The 22,132-nt window shown below is 52.3% G+C and carries 20 protein-coding genes; 13 read left to right on the top strand and 7 right to left on the bottom strand.

Annotated features, from left to right (window positions below; all coding sequences use genetic code 11):
- Positions 1-11 precede the first annotated feature (11 nt).
- Positions 12-227 (bottom strand): type II toxin-antitoxin system HicA family toxin, encoded by a 216-nt coding sequence (locus Q8902_05685; GenBank protein ID MDP4199045.1) that lies wholly within the window; start codon positions 225-227, stop codon positions 12-14.
- On the bottom strand, positions 220-429 hold the full coding sequence (locus Q8902_05680) for a type II toxin-antitoxin system HicB family antitoxin (protein ID MDP4199044.1): 210 nt from the start codon (positions 427-429) through the stop codon (positions 220-222). Before Q8902_05680 ends, Q8902_05685 begins: the two co-directional genes overlap by 8 nt.
- A gap of 240 nt (positions 430-669) precedes the next feature.
- Here Q8902_05680 and Q8902_05675 point away from each other — a divergent pair, with 240 nt between their 5' ends.
- From Q8902_05675 to pgeF, 4 genes are all read left to right on the top strand, one after another.
- Entirely contained in the window at positions 670-1,455 is a 786-nt protein-coding gene (locus Q8902_05675; protein ID MDP4199043.1) for a hypothetical protein, read from the top strand.
- 275 nt (positions 1,456-1,730) lie between these two features.
- Complete coding sequence (locus Q8902_05670) at positions 1,731-3,050, top strand: Clp protease N-terminal domain-containing protein (protein MDP4199042.1); 1,320 nt, start codon at positions 1,731-1,733, stop codon at positions 3,048-3,050.
- Between the two features lies 1 nt (position 3,051).
- Complete coding sequence (locus tag Q8902_05665; protein MDP4199041.1) at positions 3,052-3,756, top strand: MtnX-like HAD-IB family phosphatase; 705 nt, start codon at positions 3,052-3,054, stop codon at positions 3,754-3,756.
- A 1-nt stretch (position 3,757) separates the two neighbouring features.
- Positions 3,758-4,492 carry a peptidoglycan editing factor PgeF gene (pgeF, locus tag Q8902_05660; protein ID MDP4199040.1) on the top strand — a complete coding sequence of 245 codons (735 nt, stop codon included), beginning with the start codon at positions 3,758-3,760 and terminating at the stop codon, positions 4,490-4,492.
- Positions 4,493-4,539: 47 nt separating this feature from the next.
- Here pgeF and Q8902_05655 read toward each other — a convergent pair whose 3' ends face one another.
- The 5 genes from Q8902_05655 to Q8902_05635 form a co-directional block, all read right to left on the bottom strand.
- Positions 4,540-5,193 (bottom strand): hypothetical protein, encoded by a 654-nt coding sequence (locus Q8902_05655; GenBank protein ID MDP4199039.1) that lies wholly within the window; start codon positions 5,191-5,193, stop codon positions 4,540-4,542.
- 87 nt (positions 5,194-5,280) lie between these two features.
- Positions 5,281-5,784, bottom strand: coding sequence for a GNAT family N-acetyltransferase (locus tag Q8902_05650; GenBank protein ID MDP4199038.1), 504 nt, complete (start codon positions 5,782-5,784; stop codon positions 5,281-5,283).
- Positions 5,781-7,670: a glutamine--fructose-6-phosphate transaminase (isomerizing) gene (glmS, locus tag Q8902_05645; protein MDP4199037.1), complete on the bottom strand. Its 1,890-nt coding sequence runs from the start codon at positions 7,668-7,670 to the stop codon at positions 5,781-5,783. The genes Q8902_05650 and glmS overlap by 4 nt, the downstream gene beginning before the upstream one ends.
- A gap of 142 nt (positions 7,671-7,812) precedes the next feature.
- Positions 7,813-10,107: a hypothetical protein gene (locus tag Q8902_05640; protein MDP4199036.1), complete on the bottom strand. Its 2,295-nt coding sequence runs from the start codon at positions 10,105-10,107 to the stop codon at positions 7,813-7,815.
- Positions 10,108-10,325: 218 nt separating this feature from the next.
- A complete protein-coding gene (locus tag Q8902_05635) occupies positions 10,326-11,399 on the bottom strand; it encodes a WD40 repeat domain-containing protein (GenBank protein MDP4199035.1) in 1,074 nt (357 codons plus the stop codon).
- Between the two features lie 161 nt (positions 11,400-11,560).
- On the opposite strand from Q8902_05635, the gene crcB reads away from it, so the two are divergent.
- The 9 genes from crcB (at position 11,561) to Q8902_05590 (ending at position 22,018) form a co-directional block, all read left to right on the top strand.
- Positions 11,561-11,950, top strand: a complete 390-nt coding sequence (gene crcB / locus Q8902_05630) for a fluoride efflux transporter CrcB (protein ID MDP4199034.1) — start codon at positions 11,561-11,563, stop codon at positions 11,948-11,950.
- Between the two features lie 41 nt (positions 11,951-11,991).
- On the top strand, positions 11,992-12,372 hold the full coding sequence (locus Q8902_05625; GenBank protein ID MDP4199033.1) for a DUF190 domain-containing protein: 381 nt from the start codon (positions 11,992-11,994) through the stop codon (positions 12,370-12,372).
- A gap of 368 nt (positions 12,373-12,740) precedes the next feature.
- Positions 12,741-15,332: a sodium-translocating pyrophosphatase gene (locus Q8902_05620; GenBank protein MDP4199032.1), complete on the top strand. Its 2,592-nt coding sequence runs from the start codon at positions 12,741-12,743 to the stop codon at positions 15,330-15,332.
- 302 nt (positions 15,333-15,634) lie between these two features.
- Positions 15,635-17,584 carry a hypothetical protein gene (locus Q8902_05615; protein MDP4199031.1) on the top strand — a complete coding sequence of 650 codons (1,950 nt, stop codon included), beginning with the start codon at positions 15,635-15,637 and terminating at the stop codon, positions 17,582-17,584.
- A gap of 126 nt (positions 17,585-17,710) precedes the next feature.
- Entirely contained in the window at positions 17,711-18,103 is a 393-nt protein-coding gene (gene rpsF, locus Q8902_05610; protein MDP4199030.1) for a 30S ribosomal protein S6, read from the top strand.
- A gap of 36 nt (positions 18,104-18,139) precedes the next feature.
- A complete protein-coding gene (locus Q8902_05605) occupies positions 18,140-18,694 on the top strand; it encodes a single-stranded DNA-binding protein (GenBank protein MDP4199029.1) in 555 nt (184 codons plus the stop codon).
- A 24-nt stretch (positions 18,695-18,718) separates the two neighbouring features.
- The gene (gene rplI / locus Q8902_05600) at positions 18,719-19,162 is read left to right on the top strand and encodes a 50S ribosomal protein L9 (GenBank protein ID MDP4199028.1); all 444 of its coding nucleotides are present in this window, start codon (positions 18,719-18,721) and stop codon (positions 19,160-19,162) included.
- A gap of 41 nt (positions 19,163-19,203) precedes the next feature.
- Positions 19,204-19,791, top strand: a complete 588-nt coding sequence (yihA, locus tag Q8902_05595) for a ribosome biogenesis GTP-binding protein YihA/YsxC (GenBank protein ID MDP4199027.1) — start codon at positions 19,204-19,206, stop codon at positions 19,789-19,791.
- Positions 19,792-19,972: 181 nt separating this feature from the next.
- Positions 19,973-22,018, top strand: coding sequence for a T9SS type A sorting domain-containing protein (locus Q8902_05590; GenBank protein MDP4199026.1), 2,046 nt, complete (start codon positions 19,973-19,975; stop codon positions 22,016-22,018).
- Positions 22,019-22,132: the final 114 nt, after the last annotated feature.

Raw genomic sequence — 22,132 nt, 5'->3', positions numbered from 1 at the left:
CGCAATTCGTCTTACAAATGCTTCTTAAATTCTTCGAGTGATAGTCCAGCCTGATTCAATATGCTTCGAAACGTGCCGGCAGGAAGGACCTTGCGATTGGCTGGGACAATAACCGTACGGCCAGAACGATCGGCATATTTGGTATGTGACCCTCGTTGCGACCGTTTTCGAAAACCGATTCGCTCTAAGGCGCGGGCAACTTCGACGGACGAAAATCGCTCAGGCATCGATCATCGCCGTGCCGGTCTCGACGGACTCGACATGGGAGAATTCCAGATCATCGCCATCCTCGAAGTAGAGTGCGACCGCCTCCTTCAAATTATCGATGGCTTCTTCACGCGTGTCTCCGCATGAGGCGACCTCGACATTCAGACAATGCGAGACGTATTGGTCGTCCTCTTTCCAAACAACGTAGCTAAGCTGATGCATATTTGCTCCTCGTTCAATGCAACGCCCGGACGTTCTAAAATAATTCAAAACTACAGATCGCGTGCCGGGAGTCCGACGCCCGACGCACGGGCGATTTGCCAAAAGAAAATAGGTGCCTGTTTGATTAATTCTTCGCCAAGCTCTTGACTTGGACAAATTCAGTAAGTATATTAGAAGGCAAGGTGATAGGCACCTGCCAAAAGTCAAATACTTTTGATATTTCATTCAAGAGGAAACGTTATGGCAATCATAGTCGATATTCCGAAACCGAGGACACTGGATATGGCGGAAGTATTTCGCGGCGCGCCGGAGCCGGACTGCGAAGTGCTCTGCAAGATGCAGGGCTTAAGCGAGATGTTAGAAGCCCGAAGCGAGAGCTTTACGATCGTGATGAACCGCGATATTCGTGGTTCGGTCGAAATGGCGAGCGAGATGGCGGTCCACATCGCGCAGAAATTCCAAAACAAACAGGTGCTGCTGGTGAATACCTACGCCAGCACTGCGCTCATGCGGCGCACACTGGCGCACGCCATGCTGACGCGCGGAATCCTGCTGCCACCGAACTACAAAGACTATTTCGAACCGTCATATTTTGCGCGCGGCGTCCCCGCGGGCTTCGTGGAAGGCGTGCCGGACCCGAACCCGCAAAATCTTCGCGTGCTCGATTGTCCCGTCTCGACCTGTGCGCCGTGGCGGATAAAGGAGGATGTAGCACTGCACCATTCGGACGTGATCATTATCAATTCGTTCGAGTTCGCCGCTCTCACCGTGTCGCAACGTCAGCACCTTGCCGAAGGGCTACTCGATCTCTACGCAAGAACGCGGTGCACGATCGTGATCTTCTCGCAGGAGATGCGCTCGGACATCGCGCCCTACCGCAAGGGCCGCGGACCGTTAGGCGTGATCAGCGCGCACGCGGCCTCGGTCTGGAAGATCATGACGACGTTCGAGGAAGTGCAGTGGAGCAAGCGCTGGCGCAATATCCCACGCGGATATCCGGACGTTGCGAGGAATGCGGAGGTATAGGAGCATGACCATGATAGGCAATGTAGGGGCTAATGGCGTTAGCCCGTTTATGGCCGAAGGGCGAATGCCATTCGCCCCTACGCCATTCGTACCTACGGTAGGGTTTTGCAAAAGCAGCGTTCGCGCGAATGACATTTTACAATCGGACTGGGCGTTCATTAAATGACAATGCATTTTAGGGTAGCTAAAGTATTACTTTAACTTCGGGCACCATTTCTTTACGATATGGCGGACTCCTATAACACAACTTTTGTTGTGCCGTATAAGAGAAAGTTATGGCAATCAATCCGAATAAGCTCACCGTTAAGGCGCAAGAGGCGCTGCAGGCCGCGATCGAGATCGCCGGCAACTATGGTAATACGCAAGTGGAGCCGGAGCATTTGCTCGCCGCGCTCGTGCAGGATCCGGAAGGCGCGGCCACCAGCGTGCTCCGGAAGATGGGTGTGAATATCGATCAACTCCGCATCCGCGCCACCGGGTTGCTCGAAAAGCTTCCCAAAGTGGGTGGCGCGACGGGCGGTCAGCAGTTTGCATCGAACAATTTGAATAAACTCTTCGACCAAGCGCGACAAGAGGCCGAAGCATTGAAAGATGAGTATGTCTCGACGGAGCATTTGCTGCTGGCCGCGATCGATGGAGGTTCTCCGGTTGCGAAGCTCTTGAAAGAGCAGGGAATCACCAAGAATGGGATTCTGACCGCGCTGCAATCCGTGCGTGGCACCCAACGCGTGACCGACCCTAATGCCGAGGAGCGTTACCAGTCGCTCGAAAAATACGGGCGGGATCTGACCGAACTTGCCCGGAAAGGAAAGCTCGACCCGGTGATCGGACGTGAGGAAGAAGTGCGCCGCGTGATGCAAGTGCTCGCCAGACGGACGAAAAATAATCCGGTCCTGATTGGCGATCCGGGAGTGGGGAAGACCGCGATTGTCGAAGGCATCGCGAACCGCATCGCCTCAGGCGATGTGCCAGAGGGACTGAAAAGCAAGCGGATCGTCGCGCTCGATATGGGGACGCTCGTCGCCGGGACGAGCTTTCGAGGGCAGTTCGAGGAGCGGCTGAAAGCAATCGTGAAGGAGGTGCAGGAGTCGGCAGGGGAGATCATCCTGTTTATCGACGAGCTTCACACCCTCATTGGCGCAGGCGCGACACAAGGCGCCATGGATGCCGCGAATATCCTGAAGCCTGCTTTAGCCCGTGGCGAACTGCACACCATCGGCGCCACAACGCTCGACGAATATCATAAGCATATCGAGAAGGATGCTGCACTCGAACGCCGCTTCCAGCCAGTCTTCGTTGGCGAACCATCGGTTGAAGACACGATCTCGATCCTGCGTGGCCTTCAGGAGAAATATGAAGTGCATCATGGCGTCCGCATTCGCGATGCGGCGCTCATCGCTGCTGCGCAGCTCTCCGATCGCTATATAGCCGATCGGTTCTTGCCGGACAAAGCGATCGATCTGATCGATGAGGCCGCCAGCAAGCTCCGCATCGAAATCGATTCGATGCCAGTCGAACTCGATCAGATCGAGCGCCGAATCCGTACGCTCGAGATCGAGCGTGAGGCACTCCGGCGGGAGCAAGCGACGGTCTAGTATGTACAAAGTATACTCCGACTTCGACGAAACGATCACGACTCGTGATGTTGGTTCGCAAATTTTAGCACGGTTCGGGACACCAGCAGCTTTCGAGGTATGGAGGGAGTTCGACCGTGGCGAAAAGACTGCCGCCGAATGCCTACGCATTGCGTGTGCGACGATGACGGGAGCAAATCCCGAACATGTGATGGCATTAGTTGCCGAACAGCATCTGCGTGATGGCTTTCGGGAATTCGTAGCGTTCTGCTCGGCGCAAAGCGTCGATCTGAGGATTACGAGCGATGGGTTCTCCTTCTACATTGATTCGATTCTTGCCCAGCATCGGCTCCCGATCCCGGTGTGGACGAACAAGATTGACTGCAATGAGGATGGGACACTTGCCGTCACTTTTCAAAATCAGCGGGAAGGCTGTCCGCGTTGCGCTTCATGCAAATGCGCCGGACTGCTGACCACGAGCGACGATGCGGACACGATTGTTTATATCGGGGATGGCTACTCCGATTGGTGTCCGGCGCTGATGGCAGACGTGGTGTTTGCCACGCGCGATCTGAAGCGCCAGTGTGGGGAGCACGGTATCCCGCATCATCCATTTGAGGATTTTCACGAGGTGAAAGCGATTCTCTCGACCTACTTGAAGGAGCGCCCCAAGTATCGCCGTGAGCAGGCGCACCGAAGACGCAAAGAATTGATAATGATGGAGTGAGATGATCATTCGCCCGACTATTTTCGACCAATTTCCAGAAATCATCGCTGCGCAATCAACGCGGCTGGGTGGCGTATCGCCCAATCCATATGGCATGAACCTGAGCAGCCATGTTGGCGATGACCAGGCGAATGTGGATGAGAATCGCCGCAGGTTCTTCGAAACGATGGGTGTACCTCTTGGTGCGAGAGCGGTCTATCAGAATCAAGTTCACTCAGCCAATGTGAATCTTGTCCGTGGTGATGAAGGTGTCGTGAAGGAATCGGATGCATTGATCACGTACGAAGCCAACGTTCTCCTTGGAGTGACGGTCGCGGATTGCACGCCGGTTCTGTTATATGATCCTGTAACAAGAGTCATCGCTGCTGTCCATGCCGGTTGGCGTGGAACCGAGCAAATGATCGCACTCGCAGCAGTTCGGAGGATGGTTGAATTAGGATCGGAACCCAAAAACCTTCATGCCTTCATCGGTGCAAGCGCTTCAAAAGAGAAGTACGAGGTTGGTGTTGACGTAGCAACGCTGTTCGAAAGCAAGCACTCGACTGAACTCGAGAATGGGAAATACATGCTGGATGTCAAAGGAGCAAATCATGAACAGCTTCTTTTTGCTGGAATACCAGCGGAGCAAATCGAAATCTCTGAGCTCTGTACGATTTCGGATGAACGGCTGCATTCCTATCGCCGCGATGGACCGCGAGCTGGAAGGATGCTCGCGGCCATTCTGCGACGCGCTTGAACCCTCATTGCCTGTTAATGACGCAGATGCGATTAGGTGGCGAATGCTCAGCGACTTCGATAACCACTACCATAATTGAAAGTTTTGGATTCCGGCGGCATATAGGTGGCAATGGAACTCATCGGAATCTCTCGTGTGACATAGCCGTAATTGCCATTATAAACCGGTTGCTCGATGACTACGAGCGAGTTTGCATTCTCATTGAAGGCCCGAGGCAGAATGGTGTAGTTGGTCGGCATGTCGGGGATCAAATGATTAGACACGACGATATTGCCATACTCATCATATGAGTGGATCGGGTAATTTTTCCGATAATATGACGCATTGAGCCAGGGATTTACAGTATTTCGGTTCAGCAGCACGATATATGAGGTACTGAGATCGCTCGTGGCGCATGCAGGAGGGGTACCAGTACTCGAAATCCAACTTCCTTGTGAGAAATAGGTAAATTGTTGAGTGCTGGCATCATAATATGAATCGCAATCCGGCAAGTAATAATAGCGGACCTGATTGATACCCGTTGCAGCCGGTGCCCATGATGGCGGTGTTAGGTATGCCGTCGCGGCCGATGAATACATAGTCGAGGTCGTTGTATATGGCGCCGAACTGCAGGATGCAATTCCAGCGGCGATTAGTCCAAGCAATGCCCATGAGCAGAGGTTAAGTGATGCGTTCTGTGATAATAGTCGATATGACTTCATGATGGAAACTCCTAAGCGTTTTATGTTGTCCCATCATGTAGCGAATCGCGTTCCAGTCGCGAATGGCTGAGCTTTCTGCAAACTGTTTTATAGCTGCAGATTCTTGCTCATCACGACGCTTCGATAGTTCACACGATCCCACTGCTGGTGCTGAACGAAGGAGTAGCCTCTCTTCTCATAGTATTCAATCAGATGATATGCTGTCTCAGCCGTATCGAGAGCTATGTAAGATGCACCTTTCATTCTGGCGCGTTCCTCGACCAGGTTGAGAAGGTGAGAGCCAATGCCGGTCCGCTGCAAGTCTGGTTTTACGGCGAACTGTCCGAAGCACCACGCTTGCCGGTAGTACTCGCATCTGCTTTCTGGTCTAGATGGATAGAGTGAGATCGTTGCAATCATCTCGCGATTTCGGAGTGCAATTAGAGTCTGATCTGCATCTGAGATTCGATCCCGCGTGACATCGTCCGTCTGCCAGGTGCCCCAGAACTGGAGGCCCATATCGCCAAGCCGTTTGTATGCTATTCGCACCAACTGGGTGAGTTCGGAGATTGAATCATGCTCTCCAAATTCACGAATCTCCAGATCGATCATTCCACCGTTACCGACTTTGCCAGATTTCGAGGTTGATCGACATTGCAGCCACGAGCCGCTGCAATATAATACGCGAGTAGTTGCAATGGTACGACGGAGAGGATGGGTGTGAGCATCGAGAGGGTTTCGGGAATGAATATCACATGCTCGGCCAGTTCCTTGATATGCTCATCGCCTTCCGTCGCAATGGCGATCACGACACCTTTGCGGGCACGAACTTCCTGAATGTTCGAAAGGATCTTCTCATAGACATCATCATGCGGCGCGACAAAGACGACCGGCATATTCTCATCGATGAGCGCAATAGGACCGTGCTTCATCTCGGCGGCGGGATAGCCTTCCGCGTGGATATAGGAAATCTCCTTTAACTTCAAAGCGCCTTCGAGCGCGACTGGATAATTATACCCGCGACCGAGATAAAGGAAGTTCGTTGCATCCTTGTAAATCTCCGCAATCTCTTTGACCTGTGCTTCCGTGCGTTCGAGGGTGCGCTGCACCTTCTCTGGCAAGGAGAGTAACTCACGGATCATCGCGCGGCCATCGACTACGGATAAATGGCGCATGCGGCCAAGCATGATCGTTATTAGCGCGAACGCGGTCAACTGCGAGGTGAACGCCTTTGTTGATGCGACGCCAATCTCCGGACCGGCATGGACATAAACACCGGCATCGGATTCCCGTGCGATTGTCGAACCAACGACATTGACCATGCCAAGGCCGAGTGCACCCTTGCGTTTCGCTTCACGAAGCGCGGCGAGTGTGTCGGCGGTCTCTCCGGATTGACTGATCGCGAACATGACGTCGTCATCGCCGACGATGGGATTGCGATATCGAAATTCACTGGCATATTCAATATCAACCGGAATTCGCGCGTATTGCTCGATCATGTATTTGCCGATGAGTCCGGCATGGAAGCTCGTACCGCAGGCAGTGATGATGAGGCGTTTCGCGCGGCGTAGTTCTCGTAAATGATTTTGTAGTCCTCCGAGTACTACATTGCCTTCTTCTTCGATGAGGCGGCCACGCATGCCATCGGTGATTGTGCGGGGTTGCTCGTGGATCTCTTTCAACATGAAGTGATCGTATCCGCCTTTTTCAATCGCCTCGAGCTCCATCTCGATGTGCTCGATGGGCTTCGTGATCTCGATATTCGAAATCGTGCGGGTCTTGATTCCACTTCGAGAGATGGTCGCCATCTCGTTATCCGAAAGATAGATCACTTGCCGCGTGTGTGCAATGATTGCTGCAGCATCGCTGGCGACGAAATACTCATGGTCCGCGCCGACTCCGATGACGAGTGGGGAGCCTTTGCGAGCAACGACGATTTCATTCGGATCGTCGGCAGCCACAACGGCGATTCCATATGTCCCGATGACTTCATTGAGCGAAAGCCTTACAGCCTCCGTCAAATTATGATTTTGTTCGAAGAATTCTCCGATGAGATGTGCCAGAACCTCCGTATCCGTCTCGGTCCGGAAGGTATGGCCTCGATCTATTAGTCGCCGCTTGATTTGGGAGTAATTCTCAATGATCCCATTATGGATAAGAGCGATTTTTTCATTCTGATCGCTGTGCGGATGAGCGTTCGCATCGCTCGGCACACCATGGGTCGCCCAGCGCGTGTGGCCAATGCCAACCGTGGAATGGTGAGGATTGCGCGCCGAAAGTTCTTCAAGGTCCGCGACCTTGCCCTTGCACTTTTCGATTACGAGTCGCGTGGCGGTGACAAGTTCCGTACCGTGTCCATTGCTGGAGATTGCTCGAGGCAGATCTTCGAGCAAGGCCAGACCGGCCGAATCATAGCCGCGATATTCCAGGCGTTTCAAGCCTGAGAGGAGGATTGGGGTTGCTTCGCGATTACCGATATATCCGACAATTCCACACATAATCTGGTGTTCTGGTGATTCCGTTGAGACGAACAATCTTGTTCGATGTTCCGGCTCCTAAAAAAGAATCGGGTACCGGAAAAACTCCGATACCCGATCATTCCTGCGTTTCCACAGGATGGACGATGGCAATACCCTAAGATTATTTCACGCTCCAAATGCGCAAGTTGTTTGCATAGACCGCCGCTGCGAGCTTTCCGTTATGAGAGATCGCCACTGCGGATGAATTCCCGAAGCTGCTCGGCGCATCGAATAAATACGACGGAATACCATTAGTAATGTTGAACAAGCCGACGGTATTGCCCAGGCCGGATCGATACTGCGCGATGAATCGGGAATTGTCAGGAAGTATACCGAAGGATTGGCCATACGACTGGCTGATCGTCGATGTGTTGATCGCCGTGCCTGTAGCGATTCCAAAGAATTTCATGCTCGATGCACTCAGGCAGATAATACTGCCGTCTGGCGAGAGGGCACTCCCTTGTGCCATGCTGTCTTGAACGTTACTTGACGTCAGGAAGCTTGATACAGCTTGGTTTGTATTCATATCCCAGAGATACACTGTATTGGCAGAGGACACGACAAACTGGGTCCCAGAAGGCATGAGACCCATTACCATGCCCGGCCCTCTGGTCGAAGGGACGGAATAAGTTGCCGCAAATGAATGTGTTCCGATATCATACTTGAAGACGCCGTGAGCTTGGTCGCTTCCAATTACAGATGCGCCATCAATCGAGGGCACAGCAGAGATTGAACTTACTGTCGAAGGCGTCAGACGGGTCCCATCGAGCTTCCAGCAGTCAAATCCGCCATAATACCCCGCAGTAGTCAGGATCGTATTCCCGTTACCGCTAAACTGAATCGATGGAGAATACGCATACTTAGAAAACGCAGCAGGAAGTGTCACAAGCGTGTTGCCGGTCGTGGCATCGAGCAAGACGACATCTGTCCCATTCGAAGCGATGGTTGCAAGTTTGGAACCGTCCGGGCTAAATGCGAGAGCCTTACCCGTATATGTGCCCGAAATATCAAGATTAATATCGCTTGTCTGGCTGCTGCACGCGACCAGATTTGGTGTCGATGTTATGATGCCTTCGAGGCCGGCCGTCATGGATTGCGGCTGCGCGATATCTCCCGTGCTCGCTGTTGCAGACAAAATAACGGCTGTGCCCGCAGGCGCCGTAATCCTGAAATTACCGTCGGCGGTATAGACGTAACTCATCCCGCCACTGTAATTGGCCATGACCATCCCAGGAGTCGGCCGATTGCTACAATTCTCCAATGTCCCAGCTAAATAACTCGGACAGTGCGAATCGAGTGTAATTTGTCCCATATCTACTGTCCCGTTTGCAGGTACATTGACGGGAATCGGATGAAGCATGTAGAAAAGACCATGATTATCAGTTCCAATCACTTGAATCGCAATAGGGATTCGCGCAGGGTCAGCAGGCACTCTGGCAGTAAAGAATCCGCCACCATCAGTGATTACTTGCTCACCAGGCGCACCCAAATTCACGACTACGGTTGGAATCGGCACACCACTGCAAAGGATCTGGCCTTTCACCTGACCCCATGGTCCACTCCAATCGCAATTCCACGAAGAGAAGTGATTAACGGTCCCGACGTAGATTGTGCCTTGCTTCGTAGCGCTACCTTCTTCCTTCCAAAGGCCGATCGTTTCATTGAAATACCATAGTGGGATCGTGGCTGGCGCGGAAGCTTGTTGCGTAGCCGCAATTGGCATCGTCAACGTGGCGGGGCTGCCGGATGCTGGCTGCAGCATTTCCCCATTCGAGCCATGTAACTCCGCCAGGATCACACCATACGATTCCAGTTCTGCTGAAGTGCCATCGCTGTGCTGACCCTTGAGATCGCCTGCGAACAGCTTCGAAAAATTCGCGCTCGTCGGATCGAGATGCTTCGCGCTGATGGAGACCATGCCTGTATAGGCCGAACCGGAGGAGGTCACGACACCGCCGGATCGCAGGCTGATGCTTCCGCCGGATGGAAGCGCTACGGTCCCGCCCGACGCAGCATCTATAGTTCCGATCGTGGCGCTGCTCGCCATCGAGAGATTCAGGTATGTGACGCCGTTCATACTTGGAATACCAGCCCGCGCGCCGTTGAAGTAGCCCGGTTTCCGTGTAATGATAAAGGCGTGGTCGGCCTGGGCACTAACATTATGCAGGGAGTATAGTCCGTTGGCATCAGTCATTGCGACAGTTGATCCTAACGGCCCGGCAGTGACCGATACTCCTGCGAGTGGAGCACCCGATTCATCGGTGATCTGACCGGCGATCGTCGTTGAGATGTAAGATGTCTCTGGCGGAGTCGTGGGCGCGCGGCGGCAACCGGATGCAAACGCCGCAACCGTCAGTAAGATATAACAGGTATAAATACCAGTCCGAAACGAGACTCGGGAATGTGCTGATTTCATGGTCTTGGGAATGAAATAAATCAATCGGTGGGCGAAACCCTCAATACCGCCCCTACCAAGAACCCTTCAAAGGTCCGGAAGTTACATCGCGGAAGGGGAAAATATGAATTATGAAGGACTACTCTCGCATCCCTCGCGGATTGCGCCTTATGTAGCACCTAAGCCGCTATGCCATCGGCGTTCTCGCGGTGGTTGGCTGAAAGAACGAAGCTCCTAGATTATTTTACGTCCCAAATTCGTAGCACACTTCCATCGTATCCATTCCCACTCCCATAGACTGACGCAGCCAACTTCCCATTCGCACTGATAGCGGCGCCGAAATGATATCCGAGACTGTCCGGCGCATCGAATAGCTGCGAGGCAGAACCGTCACTGATGCTGAATAAGCCGGGACCATTCCCCTGGCCGGTGTGCCATGCCAAGAATCGAGCGTTGTCTGGATGGATGCCGACAAAATTGTAGCCTATGATTGGGGCAGGGTTTATAGCCGTGCCAGAGGTGAGGCTATAAAAGTTCAGCGAAGGATATGTGAAGGCAATGATTGCCCCGTCTGGGGAAAGAATTCCAGTTTCTCCTTCACGAACGCTTAATATTTTGAAGCTAGAAACTGCCCGATTCGAGGCCATGTCCCAAATGTAGACGGTGTCCGAGCTTGATACAACCAACCGGGTACCATTTGCAGTGACACCGTCAACCTTAACGGATCCAGGAACTGCGAATCTTGCCGTGATAGTGCGCGAGGCAATATCGTATTTATATACGCCGGAAACATCCGCGATGATGACCGAGGCACCGTCCGGCGTCAGGGTTGCAGAATAAATGTAATTTGAGTGATTGGAATTGAGCCCCCCTAGCGAAGTACCGTCGCTCTTCCAGCAACTCACGTTCGCACCTTCACCAGCAATACCAGAGCGTTGTCCGTATGCCAGAAACGTGTTGCCGTCACGGCTAAATTGGAGAGAGATGTTGCCCATTGGTTCACTAGAGAATGGCCAATCTGTTTCCAGCGGCTTTCCGGCGCTGACATCGAAAATAACCACGGGAGTACAGTATGATGGGAAGAGAGCGATTTTCGACCCATCAGGACTGAATGCCACAACGTTTCGACCGCACATGGATCCACTGAAAGAACCACTAATATCGATGTGAACATGGCTGGTCTGAGTTATACTTGGTTCAGTCGTTAAGGTTGTTGACTGGCTGCATCCCGCCGTGAGGGCTCCGAGCGCGAGCAACGAAAGGAGTGCGAGGTACCCCGTGCGATGCGAGACGCTTAGTTGTGCTGATCTCATCGTTTTGAGAAGAATAAAGCTCATCCTCGGGTGTTACTCCGTTAACCGTTCTTCCTAATAATCCATTTCGAACCAAATAGTTACACGTTAATCGGGAAGAAAAGAGACAAAAGATAGCAGATCGCCGTTTTCGAAGCTACTGAGGCATTCAAAGCATACCAGTGTTTAGTTTACGAACATTAGCATTCCTCGCTGTCGGCGCCGTGTGTGGCACCACGGGCCGCTATGCTATTGGCATGTGGCTCTCGCGGTGGTCTTTCGCTCCACCTGACTTTCCATGGCCGACGTTCATTATCAATGTCACGGGCTCGCTTCTGCTTGGATTCCTGATGCGGTATCTGACTGGTGTTGCTTCGACGCCGCACGTTCGCCTCATGCTCACAACAGGCTTCTGCGGTGCTTATACAACGATGAGCACGTTCAGCTATGAGTTCATTTCACTAATGACCGAGCGTCAATACTTGACGGCGGCATTTTACATGGGTGGCACAATGGTGCTCGCCCCGGCGGCATGTATGGTAGGATTTGCTGTCGCGGAAGCAATACTATAGAAGTCCATTAGCGAAATCAAAACATAATCAGCGTAATCCAGGTGAAAGGAACAGATGTTAAACCCGCCGATTCAAACGATCCATTCGTGACGATGCGCATCTTCATCGGCGAGTCCGATCGCGCCGAAGAAGGGGAATGGAAGGGTAAGCCGCTGTGGGAAGCGCTGCTGAATGACTTTCGCGAGCGTGGTATGGCCGGCACAACCGTCGAGCGTGCGATTGCCGGATTCGGAGCGAGCGCGAAGCGGCGGAGCATCCTGAGTGAATATCTTTCGAGCGACCTTCCAATCATCGTCGAAGTGATTGATCGCGAGTCCCGGATTCGCGCGATCCTGCCCGAGATCGACGAGATCGTCACCGGCGGCATGGTAACAATTGAGCCGGTCGAAGTTGTGATTTATCGGCATCCTAAGGGGAAGTAGGACTCATGCCAAATGAGATGGTTTGGCGCTGTTCAATCCACAAGTCAAAGTCGTATTTCCCTATTCGATCGCATCCCAATTCTGAAAGAAGAATCTTGTGCAGTGATGGAAGGCATGCAGTGAATTGGATTGAGGTAATGGCTTTGTGAATTCTTTCGGCTCGAATTGCAAAATTGATTTGGAAACTTCAACGAAGTTGAATTTGAAATACGCTAAAAACGAATCTTGGGCGCTAGAATCTCGAAAGCTTAAGTAAGCAGGAATGAAGTTCAGGCTCCTTTTTGATTCTTGCGGGCAAAATATGCGTATTTTTGTAGCTTATTGTACCGTGCAAGTCGCACATTCACGAACGTTACTGTAAGGACCGCATGAAATCTCGAGTTACTTCTACGATCCGCACCACCCTGTTCAGCGTGCTGGCGTTGATGCTAATGGCATTCAGTTCGCCGCTCTCGGCGCAGCAGACCGACACAACATCTGCAAAGGCCCCTGTCGTCACGCAGCAACCGGCACCAGCGCAAGGGCAGCCCGGCGCAGAGTTGGCAGGTCACGGGGAAACGCCAGCCCAAAAGCTTGCTCCGACCAACGAACCGGGTGGGGAGGCGAACCTGGTTCTACCCGATCTTTCGAGCGTTCAATTTCTCGGCATGAGTGGACACAACCTGTTGCTCATTGGCCTCCTCTTTTGTGCGGCGGGACTTATCTTCGGCCTCATGATTTACATGCATCTTAAGAAGCTACCGGTGCATCGCTCCATGCGCGAAATTTCGGAATTGATCTACGAGACGTGTAAAACCTACCTTATTACTCAAGGAAAGTTTATCGCCGTTCTCTGGATTTTCATCGCCATTGTAATTGGCCTTTATTTCGGCGTACTCGCTCCTACGCCCGGACACCCGGTGGGTCAAACAGTCACGATCATCCTGCTCTTTAGTATTGTCGGTATTCTCGGCAGTTACGGCGTGGCCTGGTTTGGCATTCGCGTCAATACCTTCGCCAATTCGCGCACGGCCTTTGCCGGATTGGGCGGCAAGCCGTATCCGATCTTTGCAATTCCGCTCGAAGCCGGTATGTCGATTGGCATGTTGCTGATCTCCGTCGAGCTGCTTATCATGCTCTGTATTCTGCTCTTTGTCCCAGCTTATTATGCGGGACCCTGCTTCATCGGATTCGCGATCGGTGAATCCCTTGGTGCTGCAGCACTGAGAATTGCCGGTGGTATCTTTACTAAAATCGCTGACATCGGAGCCGACCTCATGAAGATCGTCTTCAAGATCAAAGAAGACGATGCGCGTAACCCTGGCGTTATTGCCGATTGCACTGGCGATAATGCCGGAGATTCTGTCGGGCCATCTGCTGACGGATTCGAGACATACGGCGTGACTGGTGTTGCGCTTATCACGTTTATTTTGCTGGCGGTTAAGGATCCTACTGCTCAGGTACAGCTCCTCGTCTGGATCTTCGCGATGCGCATCATGATGCTTGTTTCCAGCGCCGGTGCCTACTTTCTCAATGGCATTTGGGCCAAAGCGAAATATGGCAAGGCCGACGAGATGAATTTCGAGGCACCACTCACATCATTGGTATGGCTGACTTCGATCATTTCGATCGGACTCACGTTCGTTGTTTCATCGGTGATGATCCCGAGTCTGGGTGGCAACACGACATTGTGGTGGAAACTTGCGACGATTATCTCATGTGGCACGCTTGCCGGTGCGATCATTCCGGAAATGGTGAAGATATTCACCTCGGTAAAATCCACTCACGTAAAAGAGGTCGTCACGTCTTCACGTGAGGGCGGTCCATCACTCAATATTCTCTCAGGGCTGGTAGCCGGGAATTTCTCGGCCTATTGGCTGGGGCTCACCATGGTAATCCTGATGGCGCTCGGCTACACAGTCAGCTTGCACGGCCTTGGTGGAATGTTGCCGAACACGATGACCCCGCTTATGCTTGCACCCGCAGTGTTTGCATTCGGACTCGTTGCATTTGGATTCCTCGGCATGGGCCCTGTGACCATCGCCGTTGATTCCTATGGTCCTGTGACGGACAATGCGCAGTCGGTATACGAGCTTTCGCTCATCGAGCAAGTTCCGAATATCGAGCAGGAATTGAAGCGCGATTTCAATGTCAATGTTCAGTTCGAAAAGGCCAAGCACATGCTCGAAGAGAACGACGGTGCAGGCAATACGTTCAAGGCAAGCGCGAAACCGGTATTGATTGGTACGGCGGTCGTTGGTGCCACGACGATGATCTTCTCGATCATCATGGCACTCACGAATGGACTCACGGTAAATACCGAGTATCTTTCGCTGTTGCATGCACCATTTGTGCTTGGACTGATCACTGGCGGAGCGATGATCTATTGGTTCACCGGTGCCTCCATGCAGGCGGTGACAACGGGCGCATACCGTGCAGTGGAGTTCATCAAGGCCAATATCAATCTCGAAAGCACTGAAAAGGCCTCTGTCAAGGATAGCAAGAAGGTTGTCGAGATTTGTACGAAGTACGCACAGAAGGGGATGTTCAATATCTTCCTCGCTGTCTTTTTCGCAACGCTTGCATTTGCATTCGTCGAGCCATACTTTTTTATTGGCTATTTGATTTCGATCGCAATCTTTGGCTTGTACCAGGCGATCTTCATGGCGAATGCCGGTGGCGCATGGGACAATGCGAAAAAAATTGTCGAAGTCGAATTGAAACAGAAGGGGACGCCACTGCATGATGCCACCGTCGTCGGGGACACCGTTGGCGATCCCTTCAAGGACACGTCGTCGGTTGCTCTCAATCCCGTCATCAAGTTTACCACGTTGTTCGGATTGCTCGCAGTCGAGTTAGCAGTCAAGCTTACTGTGGAGACCGGTCCGGGAATTAGTCGAGTTCTGGCTCTCGTGTTCTTTCTGATCTCAGCGACCTTCGTGTGGCGTTCATTCTATCGCATGCGTATCGGAATGGAATAACATTCAGGCGACTCTATGTTGAATTGTTTTTCAAAAGGACGTGCGATATCGCACGTCCTTTCCTTTGGATAAATCCGGACCAGTCGATATCTACTTCTGGAATGAGGACCGAAGGCTGTTGGATAGAATTGATGGTGGCAATCTGCACGCGGGCGTCCGCGAAATACGATGGATCCCCAAGCCGGATGTCTCGCGTACGTCAATGTTTTGCACTTCGTACCAATCAGGGAGTTGCAGCGCGGGCTCTATTCGAGAACCCATAAGGTAGTGTCGTTGGCACGCCGCTCGCTTGCCAACAGCTCATGCGGAGCCTTCGATTTGCCGTGCTTCTGAGTAGTCTAGTAACTGCCCGATGCGCCGGATTCACGGCTAATGGCCATAATGTCATCGAGGCTACTGCCTATCGGCATCTACTTTCGCGAGCGAACATCGAGCGGCTTTCTGCGATAGCTGGTCGGACGTTCTCTGGCAAAGACGCGCTCGATGCGCTTATTGCATATCGCATACTGGATCAGCCGCGACGGTGGGGTAAGAATGCTGTCGCCGATCCGCTGAATTCTTTGCCGATCGTTCGGAGCGGAAATCTTGATATGGTGCTTTCACGACAATTCGAAGGCAATTCCCAGTGTTTCCATTTCCTTGCGCGATCCAGCGACGTGTATTGGGACACGACGACAGACCCGATTCGTGGCTACCCTCATATGCTGTACGACTCGGCATATCCACGTTGCGTTGCATTCATTACCTCGATGTTTCAACAGGTCTTGAACAATGCGCTCGCAGCTCGCGCTGGCGATCATGATGTCTACGGCTTGATGCATTCCGTTGCCGATTCGTACTCCGAAGCACATGTTGAACGCGATTCTCTCGGCCGTATCGTCTATTGCCGGTTCTGGCAGCCGACGGCGATCATTCCGTTCTTTCTTCATCCCTCGGCAGAGCGGTTCTATTTCGGTCCATGGCACCATAAGTTCACAGATCATCGTGACGCCGAGTACTGGAGAGAAATCGCTTATGGAGTGGATTGCTCTTCAGCTAAGAATCCTTACCAGGTCGATGATAGTTGCCTTTCACAAGGAGCGTTGCGCGCTGCGGATGCCCTGGAGGAATTACTAATAGTACTGTGCGAAAATGTTCTCCATGAGCAACGGGATCATCGCATCGATACGGGGTACGAGGCAAGATCCTGGCAACGCTACCTCGATGAGTTCTTTGTAGGCTGGAAGAGTCAGGCGCGTGAGCGGAAGTTGCGGGAGGATGAACGCGAATGGCGTCCATTGCTTCATGCCGGAGTTGATTTCCACCAAACGGCTCCAACAGGAGATGGGACAGCGCGTGACTATAGTCTTGTGCTTAATCTGGACGTTCCAGTCCCGACAGTCGGACCTGTTACACCCGCTTTGATTGCGAATTACGGTATCCGCGAATATGCTGATCACTCGACTGCGCCATTACTTCGGCTTGGCTATTCACTGGTCTTTCAGTTTGCCGACGACTTCGATCTTCGCGTGACTCCCTTCGAACGGGAGTTCGTGTTCGGCACGCATATTGGGGAAACCCGGAATCTGATATCGTTCTTTCAAATTGAAGGCATCATCGATCGCAGGCTTTGGCTTCGTGCTGAAATCCCGCGGTTTACGACAACCGGCTGGATTAAGAATGATTTTGGCTTCTCGGCTGGCTGGTCTGATAGCTGGGACTTGGGCGAGTGGTTCTCCGAATTGATCGGCACCAGAGAACCGATGCCCTTCAAAGGCGAGGCATGGAAAGTACCGGCGGCTGCTGAGATCAAGAGTGCACACATCGGCACTGGTATGAGCTTTTCTATTACCCCAATCAATTTCGAATTTACCCAATTCGCAAATCGACTCTATGGGGGATCACTCCAAGTCCTTTGGGATAGGAATAGTAGTGGAGAACGTAATCCCGGATTTGCTAATGGAGTGGAGTTGGACTATTCTCTCTCTGCGGAACTCGGGTATGTCCTGCGGTACCATTTTTCGCCACATTTCGCTATAACGACTGAACCCATAAATTTCGAGAAGTCATTTTTGGGTAGCGATCCCCACCCATCAGGAGACCTGCACTGGGACATTCAGACAACGCTTGGAGTTACTGTGCTACTGACCCACACCGATGTCACCCTTGGACTAATGCGGTTCTCCTGGCGAGACGCTTTCGACCACCAATCCCCATTCTATCAGGGCATTCCGGCGGGCCTGCGAATCGGCGCAAGTTTCTTTGTGCCATAGTGAATTGCTCTGTGTCCTGAAACCTCTTTCCCCAATTATTGTTTAGCCCCGCCACGTGAATCCATCTCGTGGTTTCCTGCTCCACAGCTTCTTGTGGGGCTGCTTCGGTATCCATAGGAAAAATTAATGGCAGAGAATAAGAGATACGAATCGACCGTTATCGTCAAAGGATCACTACAGGACGAGCAAATTGACGCGACCATTTCCAAAATTGAGGACTTCATCGCCAAGAATGGTGGCGCAGTCATCGAAATGGAGCGATGGGGACGCAGAAAGCTCGCGTATGAAATTGGTCGTGAAACGCAAGGTTTTTACGTTTCGGCACATTTTACCGCGCCGGGTGGAATGATCACTCGTTTAGAGCGAATGTATGATCTCGACGATAATATTATTCGCTGGCTGACGTTGGTCACGCCCGAATCGGCCATCAAGGGTCGAATCGCCATGATCAAGCGAGCGGAAGAAGTCCATGCGCGTCGGGAAGCAGCGGCGCTCGCAGCGGGTGGATCCACGATGTAATTCCCCAAGGAAGGGAAAGCGAGGAGAGCAATCGCTATGGCATGTCTCAAAATGCCCGAGGTCAATCATGTGATGATCGCTGGTAACCTAACCAAGGATCCGGCAATTCGCAAGACGACGAACGGGATTTCGGTGATCAATTTTTGTCTTGCATCGAACCATCGGTATCGAGATGCAAGCAACCAGTGGTCCGAGGATGTCTGCTATGTGGGCGTAGTCGCCTGGAGCAAACTCGCGGATAGCTGCATGGCTAAGCTTCGCAAAGGGAGTGCGGTTCTTGTTGATGGTGAGCTCCAAAGCCGCACATGGCATGGAGACGATGCAACTGCTCGGACGGTTGTTGAGATCAAAGCGCACCGAATACAATTTCTGAACAAGCAAGAGCATCCGGAGTTCGCGCAGGAGTTCGTCGATTTAACGGACGACTTTGAAATTGGATCTCCGCACAGTGAACCACATTCTTCGGAGCCGTCAATGGAATCTCGCATTGCCGCAGGTTTCGACGAGGGAAGCGCTGAAGAAGTCTTATTCGCCGAGGTGGCGGAAGCACCGATCGGTATCGAGATCAAGCTGAAATCAAAGCACGCATAGTTGAAGTTTGAATTAGGAGCAACGATGAAAGTCATTCTAAGAGAAGAAGTTACGAAATTAGGTAATCCAGGCGATGCGGTTACAGTGCGCGATGGGTTTGCACGAAATTATCTCGTTCCCCGCGGACTAGCTTATGTGGCCACATCCGGCGCGCTCAAGAAGATCGAGCACGAAATGCGGCTCCGAGCGCGTGTCATCGAACGCGAACGAATGAGTGCGACCGAATTCGCACAAAAACTCGAAGGAGTGACAGTCACGATCCCGATGCGAGTTGGTGAGGAAGACCGATTGTACGGTTCGGTTACCGGTCAGATGATTTCGGATAGCATTGGTAACCAGGGCTATGAAATCGACCGCCGTGCCATCGTCCTCGCGGATCCGATTCGCACGCTAGGTGTGCACGAGGTGGCAGTCCATCTCAAGCACGGCGTCGTTGGAAAAATCCGTGTGAACGTGATTGCTGAGTAACCATTGATTTCGTCCGGGCCTATAGGTCCCATAGGCCTGATATGTCTCTGAGTGCTTCGTTCGTCCGCTCCGTCGCTCAACTTGAGGACTGCCCTGCGGATGGTCTGGCAGAGGTTGCACTGACAGGCCGATCGAACGTAGGTAAATCCTCGCTGATTAACGCGCTGACGAATCGGAAGCAACTCGCCCGGACTAGCGGGACTCCCGGAAAAACCCAGGTACTGAATTATTTTCTGATCGGGAAGGAATACTATCTGGTCGATATGCCTGGGTATGGGTATGCTCGTCGAGCGAAGACGGAACGGGCGAAATGGGCAAGGCTCATTGAATCGTACCTTCTGACCAATACGCGGCTTCGTGCCGTTGGCGTGTTGATCGATGCCCGCCATTCGCTCATGTCCAGTGATCGCGAGGCCATGCAGTGGCTGCAGGAAAACTCAGTACCATTTTTTGTGGTTCTCACCAAATCCGATCATGCAAAACAGAGAGATCTTGCATCGCTGAAATCAGCAATTACTTCCGAGTTCGGTTCTGAGCGGTCCGTGCTGGCAACATCGAGCCGGCTTGGACGAGGGATCGCTCCGCTACGAGAATTCATAAAAAAATCGGCATTATCGAGCGACGAGTGATCTATTCATGGGTTCTTGTGCTCGTCTGAGAAATAAGTAATCGCGATCCGGACTTTTTGACCAGCTTTTCCATGTCCGGACAAAAATTGCCGTATTTTTGCAGGACTAAGGCTGCCGCGCCGTTCGCGTGTCGCATTCCGACCAGCCGAAGAGTGATTTTCAACAACCGTCGAGAAAGTCTATGAAGAAGTCGTTACTAAGTATCTCATCCATTGCGATTGTGCTCGTTTGCTCCGTCGCTGGCTACTCCCAGCAGTCTCGGGTACTCCAATCGTCTCGAGCTTCACGAATTTCCATTCCGAACGAGAGCGCTGCCCCTGGCGGTCATTTTGTTGGGCAGTCCGCATCGTATCACTCCGTTCCGATGGACCCGCTTCCGGCTTCCATTTCGATTCCAGGAATTAATACTCTGCCAATCCAGGGCACGTGGGTGCAGCAATCGAATGGGCGCTCACTCCACAATATTCAGGTTGATCCCTCGAATCCAATGAACGTTCATGCCGTCGTCACCGCGAATTTGGATCTTTCCGCGTCTGATACGGCGACCGCTGCCGGCCCAGGATTTACTGCCGATACCGGACGCCGCTGCTTCTATCTCTTCAGCAGCGATGGAGGTGTTCATTGGAACAATCCGGTCTTGCTCTCGAGCGCCCGTCAGGGATATGCCGATATGACGCTGATGAAACGCGGTGATGTGTGGGTGCCGATTATTATCGCCCACCGCTACTATCCCGGAGGCAACGGCAATCTCTATACCGCCCTTTATATTGAGAAGGGGCAGCCTGGAGCGGGCAATTTCTCTCAATGCCTTGCAAGCCGCATCAACGCGGACGGCACTGGAAATCTTGATATTATTTGGCCGGTCCTCGCGATAAATCCCACGAATGACACTATTTACGCGCTTGCGTCAATTTCTCCTACTTCGAATGGCAACGCCTCTGATCAATTGCAGTTCGGAAAATTTGCATTGACGCCATCTAAAGATAGCGCATATTTTCTCGGGCAGAATACCAGTCAGTCCCAATGGCTTTCGAAACCAGGTGATTATTCTGGAGCAACCGGTGACGGACTGACTTACGGAGGTGCCTATCGCATTCAGGTTTCTGCCACCGGAAGGATTGGAGTCGCCTGGGAGTGCCTTGCGAGCTCCGGCGGGTATCCAACTTCGCCGGACGATCCGACACTTACTATCTTTTATTCGGAATCCACAGACGGCGGCGCGACTTGGACTGCGGATCCTGATGTAGTCTCGGCTGTTGATCCGAACACGGATCAACTTCTTAATCAGTTTGCGCCGACCGATAATTTTGATTTTTGGTTTGACGGCGAGACGCCAAAGTTCGTACTCGAGCGTTCGATCTGGAATTTCAGCAATGCACCGTCCATTACGTACTACCCGAATTCGGCAATTCTCTATTATAAGAATATGCTGACAGGCGATAGCACGGTAATAGCCCATGCTGATACGACCACAACCGTAGACAATCCAATCCCGAATGTCATGCATCTTCCGGCTGGTAGTCAAGTTCACATTCAGGGCGAGATGATTAACTTCCCGGCCATTGCCCTTACCCCGAAGTCGGGGCGTCTTGCTGTCGTCTATCAGACCTATGCGAACGGCGACAGCGCCCTCGTAACTGACGACGGCTCCACGTTTGACACGCTGGCCTACGGAAGCATTTATTATTCAGAAAGCCAGGATGGTGGTTTGACATGGGGAACACCGACCCCTTGGTTAGTCAATAGTGGTACTGGTCAGAAGTATGATTACCGCTATCCGCAAACATCCTACTATAACCCGATATCATCAGGTGCCCCGACGTATCACCTGCTCACATCGATTGACTCCGCAGCAGGCTGGGTCGTTCAAAATGGTGTGACGCCAGGCTTCGATATTATCAACTTTGGGCATGCTACGGTTACTACCGCCCCTGCGGCGGTGTCTGCAGTCCCAACTGCCAGCGCTCAAATCGCTGCGAGCCCGAATCCATTTAGTGGCTCGACGACCATTTCCTGGTCGTCGATAACATCCGGTAGCACCGTCCTCGATGTTCGAGATGCACTGGGTCGTGAATGCTTCAGCATCGATGCTCACAAGCTTGGGGCTACATCCAATGGAAGCTATACGCTCAACCCAAATCTGTTAGGACTCGCGCCGGGTGTGTATTTCGTTACTGTTAGCAACGGTGCATCTGTGGCGACCGAAAAAGTAGTGTATCTCCAATAATTGGCTTCGAAAGGGAGTCGCGGCGAAATGGCCGCGACTCCGAGTGCCTTCATGTGTTCTTGCTTCGAATCAAATAGCGACAAAGAACGAGGATCATAATGCGAAGACTCGTGA

Source organism: Bacteroidota bacterium, from assembly GCA_030706745.1.
Lineage (GTDB): Bacteria > Bacteroidota > Ignavibacteria > Palsa-1295 > Palsa-1295 > PALSA-1295.
This window is presented reverse-complemented; position numbering and strand designations above follow the sequence as displayed.

What these genes read in the sequence shown, in the direction of transcription:
- Q8902_05685 (MDP4199045.1), bottom strand. Translation starts at nt 227, where the DNA reads ATGCCTGAGCGATTTTCGTCCGTCGAAGTTGCCCGCGCCTTAGAGCGA.
- Q8902_05680 (MDP4199044.1), bottom strand. Translation starts at nt 429, where the DNA reads ATGCATCAGCTTAGCTACGTTGTTTGGAAAGAGGACGACCAATACGTC.
- Q8902_05675 (MDP4199043.1), top strand. Translation starts at nt 670, where the DNA reads ATGGCAATCATAGTCGATATTCCGAAACCGAGGACACTGGATATGGCG.
- Q8902_05670 (MDP4199042.1), top strand. Translation starts at nt 1,731, where the DNA reads ATGGCAATCAATCCGAATAAGCTCACCGTTAAGGCGCAAGAGGCGCTG.
- Q8902_05665 (MDP4199041.1), top strand. Translation starts at nt 3,052, where the DNA reads ATGTACAAAGTATACTCCGACTTCGACGAAACGATCACGACTCGTGAT.
- pgeF (MDP4199040.1), top strand. Translation starts at nt 3,758, where the DNA reads ATGATCATTCGCCCGACTATTTTCGACCAATTTCCAGAAATCATCGCT.
- Q8902_05655 (MDP4199039.1), bottom strand. Translation starts at nt 5,193, where the DNA reads ATGAAGTCATATCGACTATTATCACAGAACGCATCACTTAACCTCTGC.
- Q8902_05650 (MDP4199038.1), bottom strand. Translation starts at nt 5,784, where the DNA reads ATGATCGATCTGGAGATTCGTGAATTTGGAGAGCATGATTCAATCTCC.
- glmS (MDP4199037.1), bottom strand. Translation starts at nt 7,670, where the DNA reads ATGTGTGGAATTGTCGGATATATCGGTAATCGCGAAGCAACCCCAATC.
- Q8902_05640 (MDP4199036.1), bottom strand. Translation starts at nt 10,107, where the DNA reads ATGAAATCAGCACATTCCCGAGTCTCGTTTCGGACTGGTATTTATACC.
- Q8902_05635 (MDP4199035.1), bottom strand. Translation starts at nt 11,399, where the DNA reads ATGAGATCAGCACAACTAAGCGTCTCGCATCGCACGGGGTACCTCGCA.
- Q8902_05620 (MDP4199032.1), top strand. Translation starts at nt 12,741, where the DNA reads ATGAAATCTCGAGTTACTTCTACGATCCGCACCACCCTGTTCAGCGTG.
- Q8902_05615 (MDP4199031.1), top strand. Translation starts at nt 15,635, where the DNA reads ATGCGGAGCCTTCGATTTGCCGTGCTTCTGAGTAGTCTAGTAACTGCC.
- rpsF (MDP4199030.1), top strand. Translation starts at nt 17,711, where the DNA reads ATGGCAGAGAATAAGAGATACGAATCGACCGTTATCGTCAAAGGATCA.
- Q8902_05605 (MDP4199029.1), top strand. Translation starts at nt 18,140, where the DNA reads ATGGCATGTCTCAAAATGCCCGAGGTCAATCATGTGATGATCGCTGGT.
- rplI (MDP4199028.1), top strand. Translation starts at nt 18,719, where the DNA reads ATGAAAGTCATTCTAAGAGAAGAAGTTACGAAATTAGGTAATCCAGGC.
- yihA (MDP4199027.1), top strand. Translation starts at nt 19,204, where the DNA reads ATGTCTCTGAGTGCTTCGTTCGTCCGCTCCGTCGCTCAACTTGAGGAC.
- Q8902_05590 (MDP4199026.1), top strand. Translation starts at nt 19,973, where the DNA reads ATGAAGAAGTCGTTACTAAGTATCTCATCCATTGCGATTGTGCTCGTT.